This is a genomic window from Ethanoligenens sp., from assembly GCF_047718355.1.
In the GTDB taxonomy this organism is placed as follows: Bacteria; Bacillota; Clostridia; order Oscillospirales; family Ethanoligenentaceae; genus Ethanoligenens.
The window spans coordinates 1-16,150 of record NZ_JBDNLG010000068.1 but is presented as its reverse complement, the minus strand read 5'-3'; the positions used below and the strand labels follow the sequence as shown (position 1 = coordinate 16,150).

Below are 16,150 nucleotides of genomic sequence, written 5' to 3'. Positions count from 1 at the left end.
AAATTAAATTATCAAACTAATATAAAAGTCCTTTAAGCGTGTCAGATTTACACCAGATACATCCGCAGTATTCGTTTCATGCCTATGGGAGAACAACCACGCTTTTTGCTGGGGTGATACGGTGCAATGGTGCCCACCCATTCGTCCTGCGGAATGATCTCGTCCATGATTCTAAGAAGTTCTTCCTATCTCGTTGGTAGAACAGATTAAATCAGGGATTCACTAAAGCAAAAAATAAGGCGGTCAGCACCGAAAAGGTGTTGGCCGCCTTGGCTTTTTAAAAGAGCTTGTTTTGCAATAGTCCTTTTTATTGATTATTCACTTTTGGGATCAAAGTCTTTATAGAGCATGCTCGGTTGTACGCCCCGGTTGTTTTGATATTTATTGCTGATATATGGTTTGTATTCGCCTGCAATTGTGTGGAAGTAAATTTGGCAAATCTCCACATCCGCGTAGATGCGGATGGGCTGCACACAACTGATTTCTAATGTCCAGCAGCCGTGGAATCCCACATCACCAAATCCCGCTGTCACATGCACATATAGCCCTAAACGGCCAACAGATGACCGTCCTTCCAGCATGGGCACGCAGTCATCCGCCGCGGTATACTCGTTGGTACTGCCCAAATAAAGCCTGCCGGGTTCAAGAGTCAGACCTTCGGGCGGAATGACAATACGCTGGACCTCGTTTTTGGTTTTCATATCCAGCGTGTGTGATGCATAAACCAGCAGTTCGTTATGCAGTGTGAGATTATAACTGTTGGGGTTGAGCCTGTCCTCGTTATACGGCTGGATCTCGATGGTTTTATGCAGTCTTTTTTTAATTTCAAGCCCTGAAAGAATCATGGCTTTTCCTCCTTGATTTCCTGATGGTTAGTCTGCGGAATGTTCTTTTTCCGGGAGCGGGAAGGCAGCAGGGGCGATTGGCGCAAGTGCGACCGACTATATCGCGCAAACAGCAGATAGGCGACCAGGATCGCGATGGAGATACCGGTAACAGCTTGTCCGGTGGCAAGTCCGGGTGTTGTGTAGGTAAAACGAATCGTGTTATTTCCGGTGTCACATTTTACAGCCATAAATCCAACATTGACTTCCTCAATCTTGGCGGGTTTTCCGTTTACTGTTGCGTGCCAGCCACTGTCATATGGGACGCTGAAAAAGACCAAATTATCTTTTGGCAGAGTGATAGAGGCGAGGAAGCCTTGATTGTTAGTGGTGAAACTGGAACAAGTGTTGACACGCCGCGCGGCACTGTCAGCTGCCAATTGGTCTGTGCTGGTCTCGTAGATATCGGATATTGGCAAAGGTGTGAGCAGGCGTCCATATTTCTGGATTTGTGCGGTACTTAATAAAATGCCTTTGACCAACAACAAATCCTTGTTCTGCGAGGCCTCATAGGTAGACGAATTCACATATGAAGAATATGTGAACCCCATGGGGATAAAGTTGGTGTTGCGCCATACTTTCATGCCGTTTTGGTAGGAGTCAAACACCCAACCGGGAGAAATAAAGGAATCCGTAGCGTTTTGCTGTACCAAATATTTGACTGAAAGCAATGAACGCAATCCAATATACCGTAGGTCTGGGCGCGAGGCGACATCACGCTGTACCCCCACGCTTTGATAGAATTTCATAATAGATGTGGGTACGACACTCTGAAACGCCTGAATTGTTGGCCAATTCCAAAACATACCCAGATTGTCCATGCCGTTATAAACATCAATGCGGGAAAATTGTGTATGGTTGAGTGTGAGTTTGCTTGCGCCTTCTACCGCTACGGATTTATACCATGCGCCATCTTCACCGTACTTTTTGCCGGTAGCAATGAAGAAATTGGCGTAAATGCAAATTGTTAGTGTCAGAATAATCGTAGCGCGGTAAAGGAAAGCAGGTGAATTTTTTTTGTAAAATCGCAAGAGGATCACAAGCAACGCCAAACCGACCAATACAATGACAACGTAGGCCCAGAATCGCAAAGGATAATCTTCCAAGCCGATCTGCGTGATTTTATTGCCGGACTTTTTCGGAATTAAACCGATTGTCAGTGTAAAAATCAGCGTGATGGCGATAGTCCATTTCAATCCGGCGGCGTAGTCCACTTCGGGGTCGTCGAGAGCAATACAGGTGGCAAGACTCATCAAAAGGGTGGGCATGAAAAACCAGCGTGCATAATAATCGCTATTGAACATGATAAACATGGAGTTTAGACCGGGAACGAGTGCAATCAGCAGACTGATACAGAGGATGCGTTTCAGCCAATGCCCTTTTTTGGCGATAATGAATGCAAGAACACCGGAGCAGGAGAAAAATGGAAGAAATGCGGATATAGATGACCATTTGTCGGCGTTTGGAAAGAAATTCGGTCTGGCGGGAAGATCCTGCGGAAAAAACAGGGAGTGTAGGATATCCCCGTATCGTTGGTTGTTGTCATATAATAGAAGATACCAGCCCTGTAGAGGCTGGTGCACGCGATAATTGCCCATCACCGCCAGAACGGCCGGGATGAACAGGATGCACGCCAAGCCAACACCCAGCACCGATTCAAATGCCAGCAACAGAAATTTGCGGATGTTCAGTTTCCAGGCACCGGAAATCATTCGCAAGATAAAATACAAGGCAATAAAAAAGACGGTGCCGATAAAGAACTCATAGTTCACGAGGGCATCCAGAAACACAGCCAGCGCAAACAACCCTTTACGGTCGTGTTTCATAAATTCTTCCAAACCGATGAGCAGGAAAGGAAACAGGCACATGGGTTCATGGAAGTGGTTATAAAAGATGTTATAAATGGAAAAACCGGAGAAAGCGTAAAGCAGTCCGCCAATGGCGGCAATCTCCTCCCGTTTAACAAACCGTCCGATGAACGCATAAGCGCCAACTGAGGCCACCGCCATCTTTAATGCCAGCAGCGGACCGAGTGTGTATGGAACAAGCGCGTTGGGCAGTGGTATGGTCAGCCAGAAAAACGGGCTGCCCAGATTGTAGAACGCATAGGAGCCGACGAGGTTTGCGCCGAGGTCGGTCGTCCAGCTCCATGCGGTGTTTCCGCTGCGGATTGCCTGATGCACCAGCATGTAAAACGGGACCTGCTGTACATTATAGTCCCCATAAAAAACAAAAATGCCCTTGTCGATAATGATATAGGGCAGCAAAAAAGACAATGCAATAATTAGGGAGATGACAAACACTTCCAGATAGCGTTTTTTAGGCCGCAGCAGTTCCATAAATCCTCTTTTCTGCGATGTTGTATGACGAAAAAGTGGGGCGCGATATTTGCACAGATTGTCAATGGTTTTTCGCGCTACACACTACCATTATAGCAGGTCTGATAGGCAAAAGAAAGCCGAATGACTGGAAACACCGCACAAACACTTGCAGAAAAGCAACCGCTTTTACAGTGCATTGCCCGTGTTGCAGAAAGGGTATGTTGACAGCAAGGAAAAAATGTGGTAAATTATAATTACACCAATTAGGTAAACTTAATGTAAAGGAGCAGGAACAATGAGTATATATGATTTTAGCGCAAAAACGCTAGGGGGTAAAACGGTTGCCCTTTCTGATTATAAGGGGAAGGTGCTTTTGGTTGTCAATACAGCCAGCAAATGCGGATTCACGCCGCAATATGAGGGGCTGGAGGCATTGTACAAAGCCAATAAAGACAAAGGGCTTGAAATATTGGGGTTTCCGTGCAACCAGTTTTTGGGGCAGGAACCGGGCAACGGGGATGAGATTAAGTCCTTCTGCAAACTTAACTATGGCGTAACGTTTCCGCTGTTTGCAAAGATTGACGTGCGCGGTCCCGAAGCCAGTCCTATTTATGACTATCTGAAAAATGCGGCACCGTTCCAAGGCTTAGATTTGAACGTAGAAGGCGCGCGTGTGATCGAAGGCGTGCTGAAAGATAAATATCCGGAACTTCTCGAGGGCAACGACATCAAGTGGAATTTCACTAAATTCCTTATCAATAGAGAAGGCGAAGTAGTAGGACGCTTTGAACCGTATATTGTTCCGGCGGATCTGCAAGTCGAGCTGGATAAATTGCTGTAATCGTTGAACGCCAAAGAAACGCTTGATTTTATAAATCAAATGTGTAAGCAGCCGCTCTGGTAACAGAGCGGCTGCTGTGTTTCTGTAAAAAGCCCCAATGTGTCCCTCTCGAAGAGGGGACACATTGGGGCTTTTATCACGCGGCGACAAAAATAGTACGGGATGCCCTACAGAGATATGATCAGTTTCCTGTTCGGGAAAAATCAAATGTGCCGGCGGCTTGCGCTTCCGTATCGATCTCCGGCTCGGACGTGGAGTTAACACTGTCCTGCTCGGTGGTGGCAGCCTGCTCGGCGGGGATATCATCGGTCTCTTCCTCAGCCGGAGGTTCGTCCTCCACAGTTTCCTCTAAGGGCACTTGGTAGGTTTCATAGATCTGCCCGGCTGCCTGCTCTACATTTTCAAGCAGTGTGTCAATGTGAGAAAAAGCGCGCTGGGTTCCCTCTCGCAGTTCTACCACTTCAGAGCGAAATTGTGCGGTCTGCGTCAGAAGCTCGGTCATTTCCGTCCGAGACTGGTTCAAGACGGCAGCAGTTTTTTCCTGCGCGTCCGCAATCTGTTTGGCGGCTTCGTCATGTGCCTCGGTCAGGATTTTATCTGCGGTGGTCTGGGCTTCAAGAAGGACGCGCCCAATCAAATCTTCGTTTTTGGCAGAGTGGTCGAGTTTGTCGTTGAGTTCGCCGACCGCACCCTCCAGTTCCGCGACGCGAAGATGGATTTTTTTTCGGTCCTCTTTCACCTGTTCGCACTCTTTTTTTGCAGCACTAAGCTCCTGCCGTAAACGGGCAACCTCAAAATGTGCATCGTTCAGCTGCGCTTTCATGGCGCGCTTTTCTTCTTCCGCCGATCCGGCAGCCTTGGCAAGCTCGTCCGCGCGGTCGCGCTCCCGGCCAAGTTCGTCCTCCAGCTGCGCAATTTGTGCTACGGCCTCGGCGTGCTGTGTCTTTTCCTCATTGAGATCAGCCGTCATCTTCCGCAGGCGCTGCGTGAGCGCCTCCTGCTTCTGGCGAGCCTCGGTCTCGCGGTTGTCGATATAAGCAAGCACTTCATCTTTTTTAAAACCGCTAACGGCTGTTTTAAACATGCCTTCCATCTTCGGATCATCCTTCCTCATTGTTCTGTTTTAAGCCGCTTCGGTTAAGCGGGTTCGTCGGCAGATAGACTTCCTGTGCCGGCACGCATTCCGCCTGCGCCGGTTTTTCCGCGCAAAAAGCAACATTGCGTGGAATGTGCCGCAGAGCAGGCGCAGACGGTAAGTATCGCATATAGTATACCATATCTGCCCCGCATACGTAAACCGCTAAGCCATTTGTCGCTGTGCAGGAGGCCACAAAAGGGTTTTTCTTTTTCTCCAAACACGATATAATAGAAACAGGACGGATATGCGGCGCATTATGCCGGAAAGCGCAAGTTGGCGCAGGGCATGAATGCCATCCCGACTAACACAGTATGAAAGAGAGAAACGCGATGAGTGGCGGAAATTGGATCGTTTTTGACTTGGACGGCACCCTTAATCGAACGGATTTGGTCTCGGTGGCGGCACACCAGCAGGCCCAGAGGGAGTTCGGCGTGCCAGTGCGGGATGCCGCGTTTATTATCTCTACGTTCGGCGGCATGGCGTGGGACACGTTCCCGTTGTTGGCTCCCGCCCTTTCCGACGAGGAGCGCATGGCGTATACTCGCCGTGTGGCGGAGCTGGAGAGGGAGTTTCTGCCGGAAAAAGGACGGCACTATGACGGATGCGACCGGATGCTGCAAACCCTGCACGATCAGGGTTGGCATACGGCGGTATGTTCCAACGCCACCGTGCGGTATATTAATGCGGTGCTGTGCGCGCTTAAGCTGCGGCCGCTGATCGATGAAGTCCGCCCGTTGGAAGAGCATATGACCAAAGCGGGGACCTTACGACTGTTGCTCGAAAAAACGTGTGCGGAAAAAGCCATTATGGTCGGCGACCGCAAGTATGATAAAGAAGCGGCACGGGAAAATCAAATCCCCTTTATCGGCTGCCTGTATGGGTTTGCCCCGGATGAGGTGCGGGATGCTGATCACACAGTGGAAAGTCCGCTGGATATTGTATGCGCTGCTGAAGAGTTGATGTCCGCTGGGATTGACAGGTGAACTATTTCCACAAGTGGATTTTTTCGGTATCATTCAGCCGCTTAATCACGAGGACTATTAGCGGAAAAAGAAACATGCCGGCAACGCCCGCGAATTTCAGCCCTAAGAAAATGGCAAACAGCGTGATGAGCGGATACAGCCCAATCCGGTCGCCAACCACTTTCGGTTCCAATACGGTGCGCACGGTGGCAATCACAGCGTAAAGCACCGCAAGCCCGACGGCCAGCGGGATATTGCCGAACAGCAGGGTGATGATGACCCACGGTACCATAACGGTGCCGGTGCCGAGGACAGGCAGGATATCCACCACAGCGACCATGACAGCGATGACAATGGGGTTGGGGATGCGCAGAAGCATCAGCCCGAACGTGAGTTCTAGGAACGTGATGAGCATCAGCAGTGCGTAAGCACGCAGCATCTTGCCCACAGAGCTAAAGAAAAACGTCTTGGCATCCACGACCATCTCGCCGTATTTTTTAGGCAGCTGTCGCAGCAGAAAATCGCGGATGACTTCATAGTCCATGCTGAAAAAGCAGGCGGAAATAATGACGACCGCAATGCCGAATAATACGTCCGGCAGACCCGAGAGCAGGTTCTTGGTGATTGAAAGCAGCTGATTGGCATAGTTGCTTGCTTTCATCAGTTCCGACGACAAATTGCTGGTGATGTTCGAAATGTTGTTTGACAAATCCGGCGATATGCTTTTGGCGGAATCGGCAAGCCCGGCGGTCGCTTGGCTGATCTGCGCGGCAAGCGTTTGAATATATTGTGGCAGATGCTGTACCATGGGCGTGACGGTCATGATAACGCGCGTAAGAATTACGGCGCAAAGCGCAAGGATGCCCAGGATCAACAGCAAGGCGAGCAAAAGCCCTGCTACCCGCTTGGGCAAACGCCAGTGCCGTTGGGCAAACCGCGCGGCGGGCTGCACGGCTGCCGCAATGATGTAACCGAAAATAAATGGTAAGATCCAGCCTAGCAGGAACTTGATAATAACCGCGCCCAACGCGATTGCTACCGCAATGGTGGACACATTTAATAAAAACTTTTTTTTGCGTTCGTCCCTGTCGTTCATGTGGACCTCCTTATCCGGTCTTGCGTGCGCACACGCATGGATCGTTTGAAAAGGGTTTGCATTTTGACCCACGCAAATCCCCATAGTATTAGAATAAACGGAAGTACAATAATTATCAACGGTTTGCGGCTTTTTTTATAGTTATTTTACTTTGCACTACATGTGTGCAAACGAGAGAAATCCAGCGAAAACCAAAGGATATGGGAGGTTTCTCCGTGTATCCTCCGCAAACGCCGATGCCGGATGATTGTAGGCAGGGATGCATCTATGGTATAGTGTATTTGCTCACAATACAAAAGTATTCCGGTGGTGGACGCTATGGAAAGAAACCCGCGCTATCTGATCGTGGACAGCCAATCGCTGCCCGATGTGTTCCTGAAAGTGCTGGACGCCAAGCTGCTTTTAAATACCGGGCAGGCACACTCGGTCAATGAAGCGGCACGGCTGGCCGGCATTTCACGCAGTGCATTTTACAAATATAAAGGCCGGGTGCGCCCATATGACGACGAGGCCGCGGGACGGATCGTGACCATCAGCGCGATGTTACGGGACGAGGCGGGCGTATTGTCCGCGCTGACGGGGCTGCTTTACCAAAATGGCGCGAACATCCTCACAATCAACCAAAACATTCCGGTGGATGGCATTGCACCGGTGTCTGTGACCGCGCGGATGGACAACATTCGCCTGTCACTTACGGGACTGCTCACGGCGCTCCGTGAAGTGGATGGCGTAGAGAATGTAGAAATCGTTTCCGGCGCCTGACTGCCGTGGAACGTAAAACACCCGGTTTGTAAGATCGGGTGATATATGCGCATAAAACGAGGGCTGTGCCCTTTGGAGGTTACCATATGATTGCAATTGCTGTACTTGGGCATGGGACAGTCGGATCGGGTGTGCTGGAGGTTTTCAATAAAAACCACGCCAGTATTATTGAAAAAGCCGGCGAAGAGATGGAAATCAAATACATCTTAGATCGCAGAGAGTTTCCCGACCTGCCCTATCACGATAAATTCGTGAAAGATTTTGAGGTCATTCTGAACGACCCGGATGTGCGGGTGGTAGTAGAGGTGATGGGCGGTCTTGACCCCGCCTTTGATTTTGTTTTACGCAGCCTGAAAGCCGGCAAAAACGTCGTCACTTCCAACAAGGAACTGGTGGCTGTGCATGGCGCCGAACTGCTTGCGGCGGCACATGAGACAAACGTCAACTTCCTGTTTGAGGCAAGTGTGGGCGGCGGTATCCCCATCCTGCGGCCGCTCAGCCAGTGCCTCTCCGCGAACCGCATTGTGGAGATTGCGGGCATCCTCAACGGCACGACCAATTTTATTCTCACCAAGATGTTCCGTGAAGGCGTGGCGTTTGAAGACGCGCTTGCGCTCGCGCAGAAATTGGGTTATGCGGAGCGGAATCCGGCTGCCGACGTGGAGGGAGATGACGCGTGCCGCAAGGTGTGCATTCTTGCTTCGCTGGCTTACGGCCGCCATGTGTATCCCCAAAACGTGCATACCGAGGGTATTACACATATCTCCGCGGAAGATGTGCATTATGCTGAGGCGTGGGGCGGCGTCATCAAGCTGATCGGCAGGGTCAAGAAGCTGGACGACGGCCGGCTGTTTGCTATGGTCAGCCCGGCATTTATTTCCAGGGAAAGTCAGCTCGCCACTGTGGACGATGTGTTCAACGGGATCATGGTGCGGGGCGACGCCATCGGCGACGTGGTCTTTTATGGCCGAGGGGCAGGGAAACTGCCGACCGCCAGTGCGGTGGTTGCCGATGTGATTGATGCCGTCAAGCATCTTGCAGCCCGGAAATATATCGATTGGGAGCCTGCCAAAGACGGATACGTCTGCGATTATCTGGAGGTGCCGGCCAGCATGTTCGTGCGGGTTACCGCGCGCAGCCGGACGGAAGCGCTGCGGTCCGTGCGCGGGCTGCTTGGCAATGTGACCGAACTGGTCTGCCCGGGTGTGGAAAACGAGGCGGCATTCATCACGCCAATGTTGCCGGAGGGCGAGATTGTACGCGCGCTGCAAGCGCTGCGGGCGCTGGATTATCCGATCCTTTCCACGATACGGGTTCTGGATTATTAGGAGCTGAAACGCAATGATAAAGATACAGATTCCAGCCACGAGCGCGAACATCGGCCCGGGGTTCGATTCCTTGGGCCTTGCGCTGCGTTTGTATAACCGTGTGTGGATGGAGGAGTGCGGGGACATTCAAATTTCCACCACGGACGGGACAGATGTGCCGCACGGCGAAGACAACCTCATTTTTAAAACCGCCCGGTTCCTCTATGAGCTTTGCGGCAAGCCGCTTCCCGGTTTGTATATTTCCCAGGAAAACAATATCCCCATGACCAGAGGCCTGGGCAGCAGCTCGGCATGTATCGTGGCCGGGCTGCTGGGCGCCAACATGCTGCTTGGAGAGCCGCTTTCTAAACCCGATATCGTCAACCTGGCCGCTGTTCTGGAGGGACATCCCGACAATTCCACTCCGGCTATTTTGGGCGGACTGACGACGGCTGTTTTACAGGAAAACCGCGTGTACAGCGTCAAAGTGCCCATCTCGGGACGGTTGAAATTTGCCGCGTTCATTCCCGATTTTGAACTGAAGACCGAGGAGGCGCGCGCGGCGCTGCCGGAGCAGGTGAAGCATAAGGATGCGGTATTTAACCTCTCACGCACGGCGTTGATGACAGCCTCACTGTTTTCAGGCCGGCTGGACAACCTGCGGATTGCGGTGGAAGACAAGCTCCACCAGCCATACCGGCTGCGGTTGATTCCGGGCGCGGAGGAGATTTTTACGCTTTGCGATAAAATGGGCGCGTACGCCTGTTATATCAGCGGCGCGGGTCCAACGCTGATGGCAATGGTAAATGTGACCGATATTTCGTTCAAGACGCGTGCGGAAAAAGCATTGGCAGAATTGCCGCAGAAATTCCGACTGGAGATGCTCGACTGCGATGAAACCGGTGCGACCGTGGAACTGTGCGGGCAAGCGGAATAAACTGGTAGCAGGCGGAAGATCGTCGCAGCCTGGTGAAATTTAAACGCAATGGCGCGTGCACAATCGTGCGGGCCGAATTGTTTGCGGACGATATATAAATGAAAAATCGATAGGGCGGGCGAGGGGTAAAGCAAAACGCGTGCTGTGGGCTGGGCACGCCGCGCTTTACCGGTCGGCGTCCTCGGAGGGCTGATAGATGAGTTTAATTGTGCAGAAATTCGGCGGTACGTCGGTTGCCAATGCCGAGCGGGTCTTTAATGTCGCACGGATTATTACGGAGACGCATCAAGCTGGCAACGGCGTGGTCGCGGTGGTTTCGGCGCAGGGTGACACCACAGATGACTTGATCGAAAAAGCAAAAGAGATCAATCCGGCAGCCAGCAAACGTGAGATGGATGTGCTGCTCTCTACCGGTGAGCAAATCTCCATGGCGCTGGTGGCGATGGCTATTCAAAAAATGGGATTTCCAGTTGTTTCACTTACAGGGCAGCAGGCTGGCATGCGCACCGATAATACATACGGGAACGCGCGTATCAACCGCATCGACACCGAGCGCATTCAATCGGAACTGGGCAAAGGCAAGATCGTTATTATCGCGGGTTTCCAGGGGCTCAACCGGTATGACGACATCACCACGCTGGGACGCGGCGGCTCCGATACCACGGCAGTGGCGTTCGCGGCGGCGCTCAATGCCGATCTGTGCCAGATTTACACTGATGTGGACGGGGTTTATACCGCAGACCCGCGCATTGTGAAAGACGCGCACAAACTGGATGAAATCAGTTATGACGAAATGCTGGAACTTGCTTCACTGGGTGCGCAGGTGCTGCACAACCGGTCGGTGGAGATGGCCAAACGGTATAATGTCGACCTCGAAGTGCTTTCCAGTTTCAAAAAAAATCAAGGGACCAAAGTCAAGGAGGTCGTACACGTGGAAAAAATGTTGATTCGAGGCGTGGCACGGGATAACGATGTGGCCCGCATCTCCATCATTGGGCTGCCCGACCAACCGGGCACGGCGTTCCGTATCTTTTCCCTGCTCGCAAAATCAAGGATCAATGTCGATATTATTTTGCAGTCCATAGGGCGCGACGGCACCAAGGACGTGAGTTTTACCGTGGGAAAAGGCTGTCTGGACGAGGCGCTGACTATTTTAAATGAGAACCTGCCGGGTCTGGGTGGGCGCGCCATCACCCACGACAGCAATATTTCAAAAGTGTCTATCGTAGGTGCGGGCATGGCAACCAATGCCGGTGTGGCTGCCACGATGTTTGAGGCGTTGTATGAAGCAGGCATCAACATCCAGATGATCTCCACCAGTGAAATCAAGGTTTCGGTATTGATCGATCTTGATGAAGCCGAACGTGCGGTCAAAGTGGTGCATAACGCGTTTCACTTTGGGGAGTAGGCCGAACGGTGAAAGCCATTTCACCAATTGGCGCACGGTATAATAATCTTCATAGTGCATTGAAAAGGGCTTGCCTGTTTTGGGGCAAGCCTTTTTTGCGCTTATTCCTGCTCGTCCAGCGTCAGCCGGTAGGGAGGCAGAAATTCAGCGAGAAAGCAGTCCACTTCCGGCAGATGCATGTCTTTTAAATATGAAAGCTGGGCATCGGCAGCTTTTTTAAACTCGGTGTTGCCCGCCTTTTCTTCTTCAATGCATTTGATTAAGGCAGAGAGCTTGTCCGCTGCTTTTACCAGAATGGGCAAAGCCGCCTCGCTCTTTGGAACGTCGGAAAGCGCGGCATAGGCAGGGCGCAGGTCATCCGGCAGACAGGACAGCAGGCGGTCAAGTGCCTGCTGTTCCGCTTCGCGGTAAGAGGAGCGCAGCGTATGGTTGAAATATTTTACGGGTGTGGGCATGTCGCCGGTGAAAATTTCGGTAGCGTCGTGATAAAGCGCAAGCAATACCGCCCGCCCGGTATCATACTGCCGCCCGAAGCGTGTATTGCCAATGACGGTAAGAGCATGTGCCAAAACGGCGGTTTCAAAGCTGTGTTCCATTAGATTCTCTGGGCGGGTATTGCGCATCAACCCCCAACGGGTGATGTATTTCATGCGCGAAAGAATGGCAAAAAAGGCATTTTTCAATGGTGTTGCTCCCTTTGTCTGATGAAATTGTCAGTTTTGGTTCGTTAGGGCTTTTGGGTCACGAGAGCACCGTCTTCCTGTGTTGAAACGAGTGGTCCCATGGGGTTCACAAACTGGATTTTCGGAGAAAACCGAATGCAAATCGCTCAACAAGGTATCATTATACGAGTTCCATTGTGAAAGTCAATGCGATGGGACGCTGTGTTTATTTTTTATCGCTATAGACAAAGGCGGTGGATTTGTTTTGGGAATAATACGCAGGGGTTAAGCGCGTTTGCAGCCCAAAATCGATACAAAACCCAATTTGCACGGAGAGAATCACGTCGATCCGCTGCTTGCTTTGCGGGACTTGCACAATTGCCCTGGCTATACCATATAGTAGTGACATGGTGCATTTTGAAGAACATACGGTATACAGAGTGTACGTGTGGATAAGCACTGAATAAAGGGGTGGCAAGATGTTGATTCCCATTTTAGGCGCCGCAGTGTTCCGCCTGGTCTATTTTGTCCTGCACGTCAATCATTCCGGTTCATTTCCCAAACCGCTGACAGCGGCTGAGGAACGCGAATGCCTGACGCGGATGCAGGAGGGAGACGCGGAGGCGCAGGACGCGCTCATTGAGCATAATCTGCGTCTGGTTATGCACATCATTAAGAAGTATTATTCTAATGCGCGCGATCAGGAAGATTTGCTGTCTGTGGGGACGATTGGCTTGATCAAAGGGGTCATTACGTTCAAACCGGAGAAAGGAACAAGGCTGGCGACCTATGCGGCAAGATGTATAGAAAATGCAATACACTCTCTGCGGAAACATTTTGCTTATTTTTTTTTGCTAAACAAACTGATCCGCACATGTTCTCCATCCCAAGTAACGGTGTCAACGACGCCATGCAGCAGATTTCGTTTTCCGGCTATATCGAGCATATCAAAAGTAAAGGCAAACGCAGATAAAAGATGGTCTATGAATTGGAAGGATTCAATGTCTGTAGCACGGTTTTGTTCCATTTCACGCAGCTGCAATGACCGTTCCTTTAGGTCGGCGTTTTGGGAATGCAGTTCATTTATCTTCTTCACAATATAAGTGCTGGCGGCACTGTCTTCGGCAATAGCAAGGGTTTCAACGAGACGGCTGATAGCCGTCTCGTTTTTTTGAATGAGATTGAGCAGCTTTTGGATTTCTCCTTCGGTTGTATGGTTGTGTATGGTCATCCGGGCGATCTCATTTCCCAATTTTTGTTGAAATGTTGAACCGGATTCCGACAGGTGTTTTATTTGTTCGATCACAAGGCTGTCCAATTCGTTGCCGTTGGCATTTTTCATCCTGCAGAGTGCGCGGCGGCTCTTTTCTTTTCGTTCGCACATATAGTAAAAGACTTGCTGATTATCGCCATTTGTCCGTCCAACCGGCTTGGGGCGCATGAAACTGCCGCAGGACGCACACCGCAGCAAGCCGGAAAGAAGGGATTGAGAACTGCGTACTTTTCGGAACGTTCTGGATTTGTTTTGCAGCAGCAGGTTTTGAGCCGCGATCCATTTGTCAGAGGATATGATTCCGCGGTGTTTTCCTACGGCGATGATCCATTCGGCATGGCTGCGCTTTTGGGCTGAATGGTGCTTAACCTGGAGGGTTTTATTATATGCCATGACAGCGCGGCGGCCATCAAAATCGGAACGGTCAGAATAAATTTCAAAGTCGTGGTCTTTTAAATAAGAAAACATCCTGTCGTCTGCACAGGCGTAGACGGGGTTTTCTAATATGGAGCGAAGCGCAAACCGTGAAAAATCTCTCTCGTTCTTTGATCGCAACCCGTTTTGCAGGCAGTAGGTTTCCAGCTTGGTTAGACTTTGCAGATTCAGAAAGGCGTCGTATAGGCGTTGGACAAGGTTCATTTCCTCGGGTATCGCTTGCAATACGTATGCCTTGCGTGTGCGGCCGTGGTCATCTATGGCGGTGATGGGGGCAGATTCAAAGCCGGTGGGCGTTATACCGCCTAACCAGCGCCCGGTTTTGGCAAGCTCAATCATGTTGTCACGGATGCGTTCCGCAATGGTTTCGCGTTCAAGCTGTGCGAAAACAGACGCAATATACATCATAGCGCGCCCCATCGGTGTGCTGGTATCAAATTGTTCACGAATCGAAACAAAACTGATGTGTTCTTGTTGGAGATCGGTTATGAGTGCCGCAAAATCGCTAATGTTGCGGCTGATACGGTCGAGTCTGTAGCATATTAATATCTCAAAAGCATGGGTATGTGCATCGTGCAGCATCTGCTGATATTGGGGTCTTTCCGTGCTGCCGCCTGAGAACCCCTCATCTTCGTAAATCTGTATATTGTTATTGCTTCCAAAGTGTGAAGAAGCATACGCACGGCAAAGCTGAATTTGATTTTCAACCGACTCGCCTTTACCGGTGAATTTACTTTTGCGTGAATAGATGGCGATATGCATAGGACACCTCAATCCATAGGTGAATATTTACACAGTACGGCAAAGGTTTATCATCCGCGTCATCGCCAAGAGCATGGAATGGTTTTTTCTAAGGATAACTGCCCTGTTTTTGTTTATTGAGGTTGTCGCATATAGGACGTGCAGCCGAGCATAGGGTCACTTGAGGTGACGGCGATGAAAGTTGTTATTTGCTTTCCTGAGACAGCGGAGGGAAAATTGGCACTGGAAGAAAAGGTGGCGGAGGCACATGCGGAGGCAATTTTAAGATGCATTGAGCTTCGGGCAAAGAATGAGGACGAGAAAAGCGCCATGTTGGAATATCTGATGAGCAGGATTAAAACATAAAGACTTATTTTGTGTGGCGGTCGGGGGACTGCCCTCTACTTTAAAGGACAACCTGTCTGCGTTTGATAGGAAATAGTGAAAGAAGTCTAGCGCTTTACATATTTTTCACCAAAATCTGATACATACAGGATATCTTTCCCTATAGGCCAGGTGTATAATTTGCACTGTATGCAAAAGCCGCTTCTGATAGACGTTGTTTTCGGAAAATGGTCCGTTTCCGTGTCGGCTATATCTATCATCACTCCATGCACCGAAATCAAAATACCGGCCACCAACAATTCGTGGATGGAAATCTGTCCATGATGTATTTTCCGCGACAAAACAGAGGGCGATGACATATGTACAGGAATCGCCATTGCACAAGCGAGGCGATTCCTGGAAATGAGCATTTTTATAATAGCTGAAACGGTTAGCTCAGACGAACCATCATAAGCGTTGCACCTGCACCGGAACCTAAGAGCGTAGCTGCGCCAAGGAGTCCGAAAAACTGCAAAGTGACCGTGGAACCTGCTGTGAGATCAACAATAATTTCATTTTCAAATGTGGAGATTCCCAAAATTGGCAAAATGGTAGAAGCTGTAACTGGTGATCCGTTAATGATCAGGCGAGTGCCCGCCAGTAGTGAAGCGGTTGTATAGACGCTGTAGGATAGACGATAACGTCCCGCTGTGCCTACAGTGAAAACGGTACTGGAACCGTTTGGCGTGATATCCGCGGAGAACAACTGGCTGTTCGGTAATGGAATCGGGGTGCCCAACACGATTACCGCAAGGGTAGTACCGCTGGTATTGGCGGCAAACCCTGCCGTCTGCGTTACCCCAACACCGGTAGCACCAGTCGCGCCGGTAGCACCCGTTGCACCATCGGCACCAGCCGCGCCGGTAGCACCCGTTGCGCCGGTAGCACCAGTTGCGCCGGTAGCACCAGTTGCGCCGGTAGCACCCGTTGCGCCGTCAGCACCTGTTGCGCCGGTAGCGCCCGTTGCGCCGGTAGCGCCCGTTGCGCCGGTAGCGCCCG

At 50.7% G+C, this 16,150-nt stretch carries 15 protein-coding genes and 1 pseudogene; 8 read left to right on the top strand and 8 right to left on the bottom strand.

Translation table 11 applies throughout. The annotated features are described in order from the left end of the window. Window positions 1-314 precede the first annotated feature (314 nt). Complete coding sequence (gene dcd / locus ABF463_RS10445) at window positions 315-845, bottom strand: dCTP deaminase (protein ID WP_415533570.1); 531 nt, start codon at window positions 843-845, stop codon at window positions 315-317. Then, window positions 842-3,223, bottom strand: a complete 2,382-nt coding sequence (locus tag ABF463_RS10440; protein ID WP_415533569.1) for a YfhO family protein — start codon at window positions 3,221-3,223, stop codon at window positions 842-844. Before ABF463_RS10440 ends, dcd begins: the two co-directional genes overlap by 4 nt. A 277-nt stretch (window positions 3,224-3,500) precedes the next feature. On the opposite strand from ABF463_RS10440, the gene ABF463_RS10435 reads away from it, so the two are divergent. After that, window positions 3,501-4,046 (top strand): glutathione peroxidase, encoded by a 546-nt coding sequence (locus tag ABF463_RS10435; RefSeq protein ID WP_415533568.1) that lies wholly within the window; start codon window positions 3,501-3,503, stop codon window positions 4,044-4,046. A gap of 181 nt (window positions 4,047-4,227) precedes the next feature. Here the strand turns inward: ABF463_RS10435 and ABF463_RS10430 are convergent, their stop codons facing one another. Continuing rightward, complete coding sequence (locus ABF463_RS10430) at window positions 4,228-5,139, bottom strand: DivIVA domain-containing protein (protein ID WP_415533566.1); 912 nt, start codon at window positions 5,137-5,139, stop codon at window positions 4,228-4,230. 7 nt (window positions 5,140-5,146) lie between these two features. After that, window positions 5,147-5,323 carry a hypothetical protein gene (locus ABF463_RS10425; protein ID WP_415533564.1) on the bottom strand — a complete coding sequence of 59 codons (177 nt, stop codon included), beginning with the start codon at window positions 5,321-5,323 and terminating at the stop codon, window positions 5,147-5,149. A 190-nt stretch (window positions 5,324-5,513) separates the two neighbouring features. Between ABF463_RS10425 and ABF463_RS10420 the strand changes: the two genes are divergently transcribed. Further along, on the top strand, window positions 5,514-6,167 hold the full coding sequence (locus tag ABF463_RS10420) for an HAD family hydrolase (protein WP_415533563.1): 654 nt from the start codon (window positions 5,514-5,516) through the stop codon (window positions 6,165-6,167). Window position 6,168: 1 nt separating this feature from the next. On the opposite strand, the gene ytvI is transcribed toward ABF463_RS10420, so the two are convergent. Further along, window positions 6,169-7,242: a sporulation integral membrane protein YtvI gene (ytvI, locus tag ABF463_RS10415; protein ID WP_415533561.1), complete on the bottom strand. Its 1,074-nt coding sequence runs from the start codon at window positions 7,240-7,242 to the stop codon at window positions 6,169-6,171. A gap of 318 nt (window positions 7,243-7,560) precedes the next feature. Between ytvI and ABF463_RS10410 the strand changes: the two genes are divergently transcribed. The 4 genes from ABF463_RS10410 to ABF463_RS10395 all read left to right on the top strand — a co-directional run bounded on the left by ABF463_RS10410 (window position 7,561) and on the right by ABF463_RS10395 (window position 11,656). Continuing rightward, on the top strand, window positions 7,561-8,004 hold the full coding sequence (locus tag ABF463_RS10410) for an ACT domain-containing protein (RefSeq protein WP_415533560.1): 444 nt from the start codon (window positions 7,561-7,563) through the stop codon (window positions 8,002-8,004). Between the two features lie 86 nt (window positions 8,005-8,090). Next, entirely contained in the window at window positions 8,091-9,332 is a 1,242-nt protein-coding gene (locus ABF463_RS10405; RefSeq protein ID WP_415533559.1) for a homoserine dehydrogenase, read from the top strand. Between the two features lie 13 nt (window positions 9,333-9,345). Beyond that, entirely contained in the window at window positions 9,346-10,248 is a 903-nt protein-coding gene (gene thrB / locus ABF463_RS10400; RefSeq protein WP_415533558.1) for a homoserine kinase, read from the top strand. Between the two features lie 196 nt (window positions 10,249-10,444). Further along, complete coding sequence (locus ABF463_RS10395) at window positions 10,445-11,656, top strand: aspartate kinase (protein ID WP_415533557.1); 1,212 nt, start codon at window positions 10,445-10,447, stop codon at window positions 11,654-11,656. A gap of 101 nt (window positions 11,657-11,757) precedes the next feature. On the opposite strand, the gene yfbR is transcribed toward ABF463_RS10395, so the two are convergent. Then, window positions 11,758-12,339, bottom strand: coding sequence for a 5'-deoxynucleotidase (gene yfbR / locus ABF463_RS10390; RefSeq protein ID WP_415533556.1), 582 nt, complete (start codon window positions 12,337-12,339; stop codon window positions 11,758-11,760). A 458-nt stretch (window positions 12,340-12,797) separates the two neighbouring features. Here yfbR and ABF463_RS10385 point away from each other — a divergent pair. Beyond that, window positions 12,798-13,142, top strand: a pseudogene (locus ABF463_RS10385) (sigma-70 family RNA polymerase sigma factor); the annotation flags it as partial. Window positions 13,143-13,159: 17 nt separating this feature from the next. Here ABF463_RS10385 and ABF463_RS10380 read toward each other — a convergent pair. Then, window positions 13,160-14,788: a recombinase family protein gene (locus ABF463_RS10380; RefSeq protein WP_415533555.1), complete on the bottom strand. Its 1,629-nt coding sequence runs from the start codon at window positions 14,786-14,788 to the stop codon at window positions 13,160-13,162. Between the two features lie 174 nt (window positions 14,789-14,962). Between ABF463_RS10380 and ABF463_RS10375 the strand changes: the two genes are divergently transcribed. Then, window positions 14,963-15,133: a hypothetical protein gene (locus ABF463_RS10375; protein ID WP_415533553.1), complete on the top strand. Its 171-nt coding sequence runs from the start codon at window positions 14,963-14,965 to the stop codon at window positions 15,131-15,133. 409 nt (window positions 15,134-15,542) lie between these two features. On the opposite strand, the gene ABF463_RS10370 is transcribed toward ABF463_RS10375, so the two are convergent. Further along, a partial coding sequence (locus ABF463_RS10370) for a BclA C-terminal domain-containing protein (protein WP_415533552.1) occupies window positions 15,543-16,150 on the bottom strand: 608 nt, incomplete at its 5' end.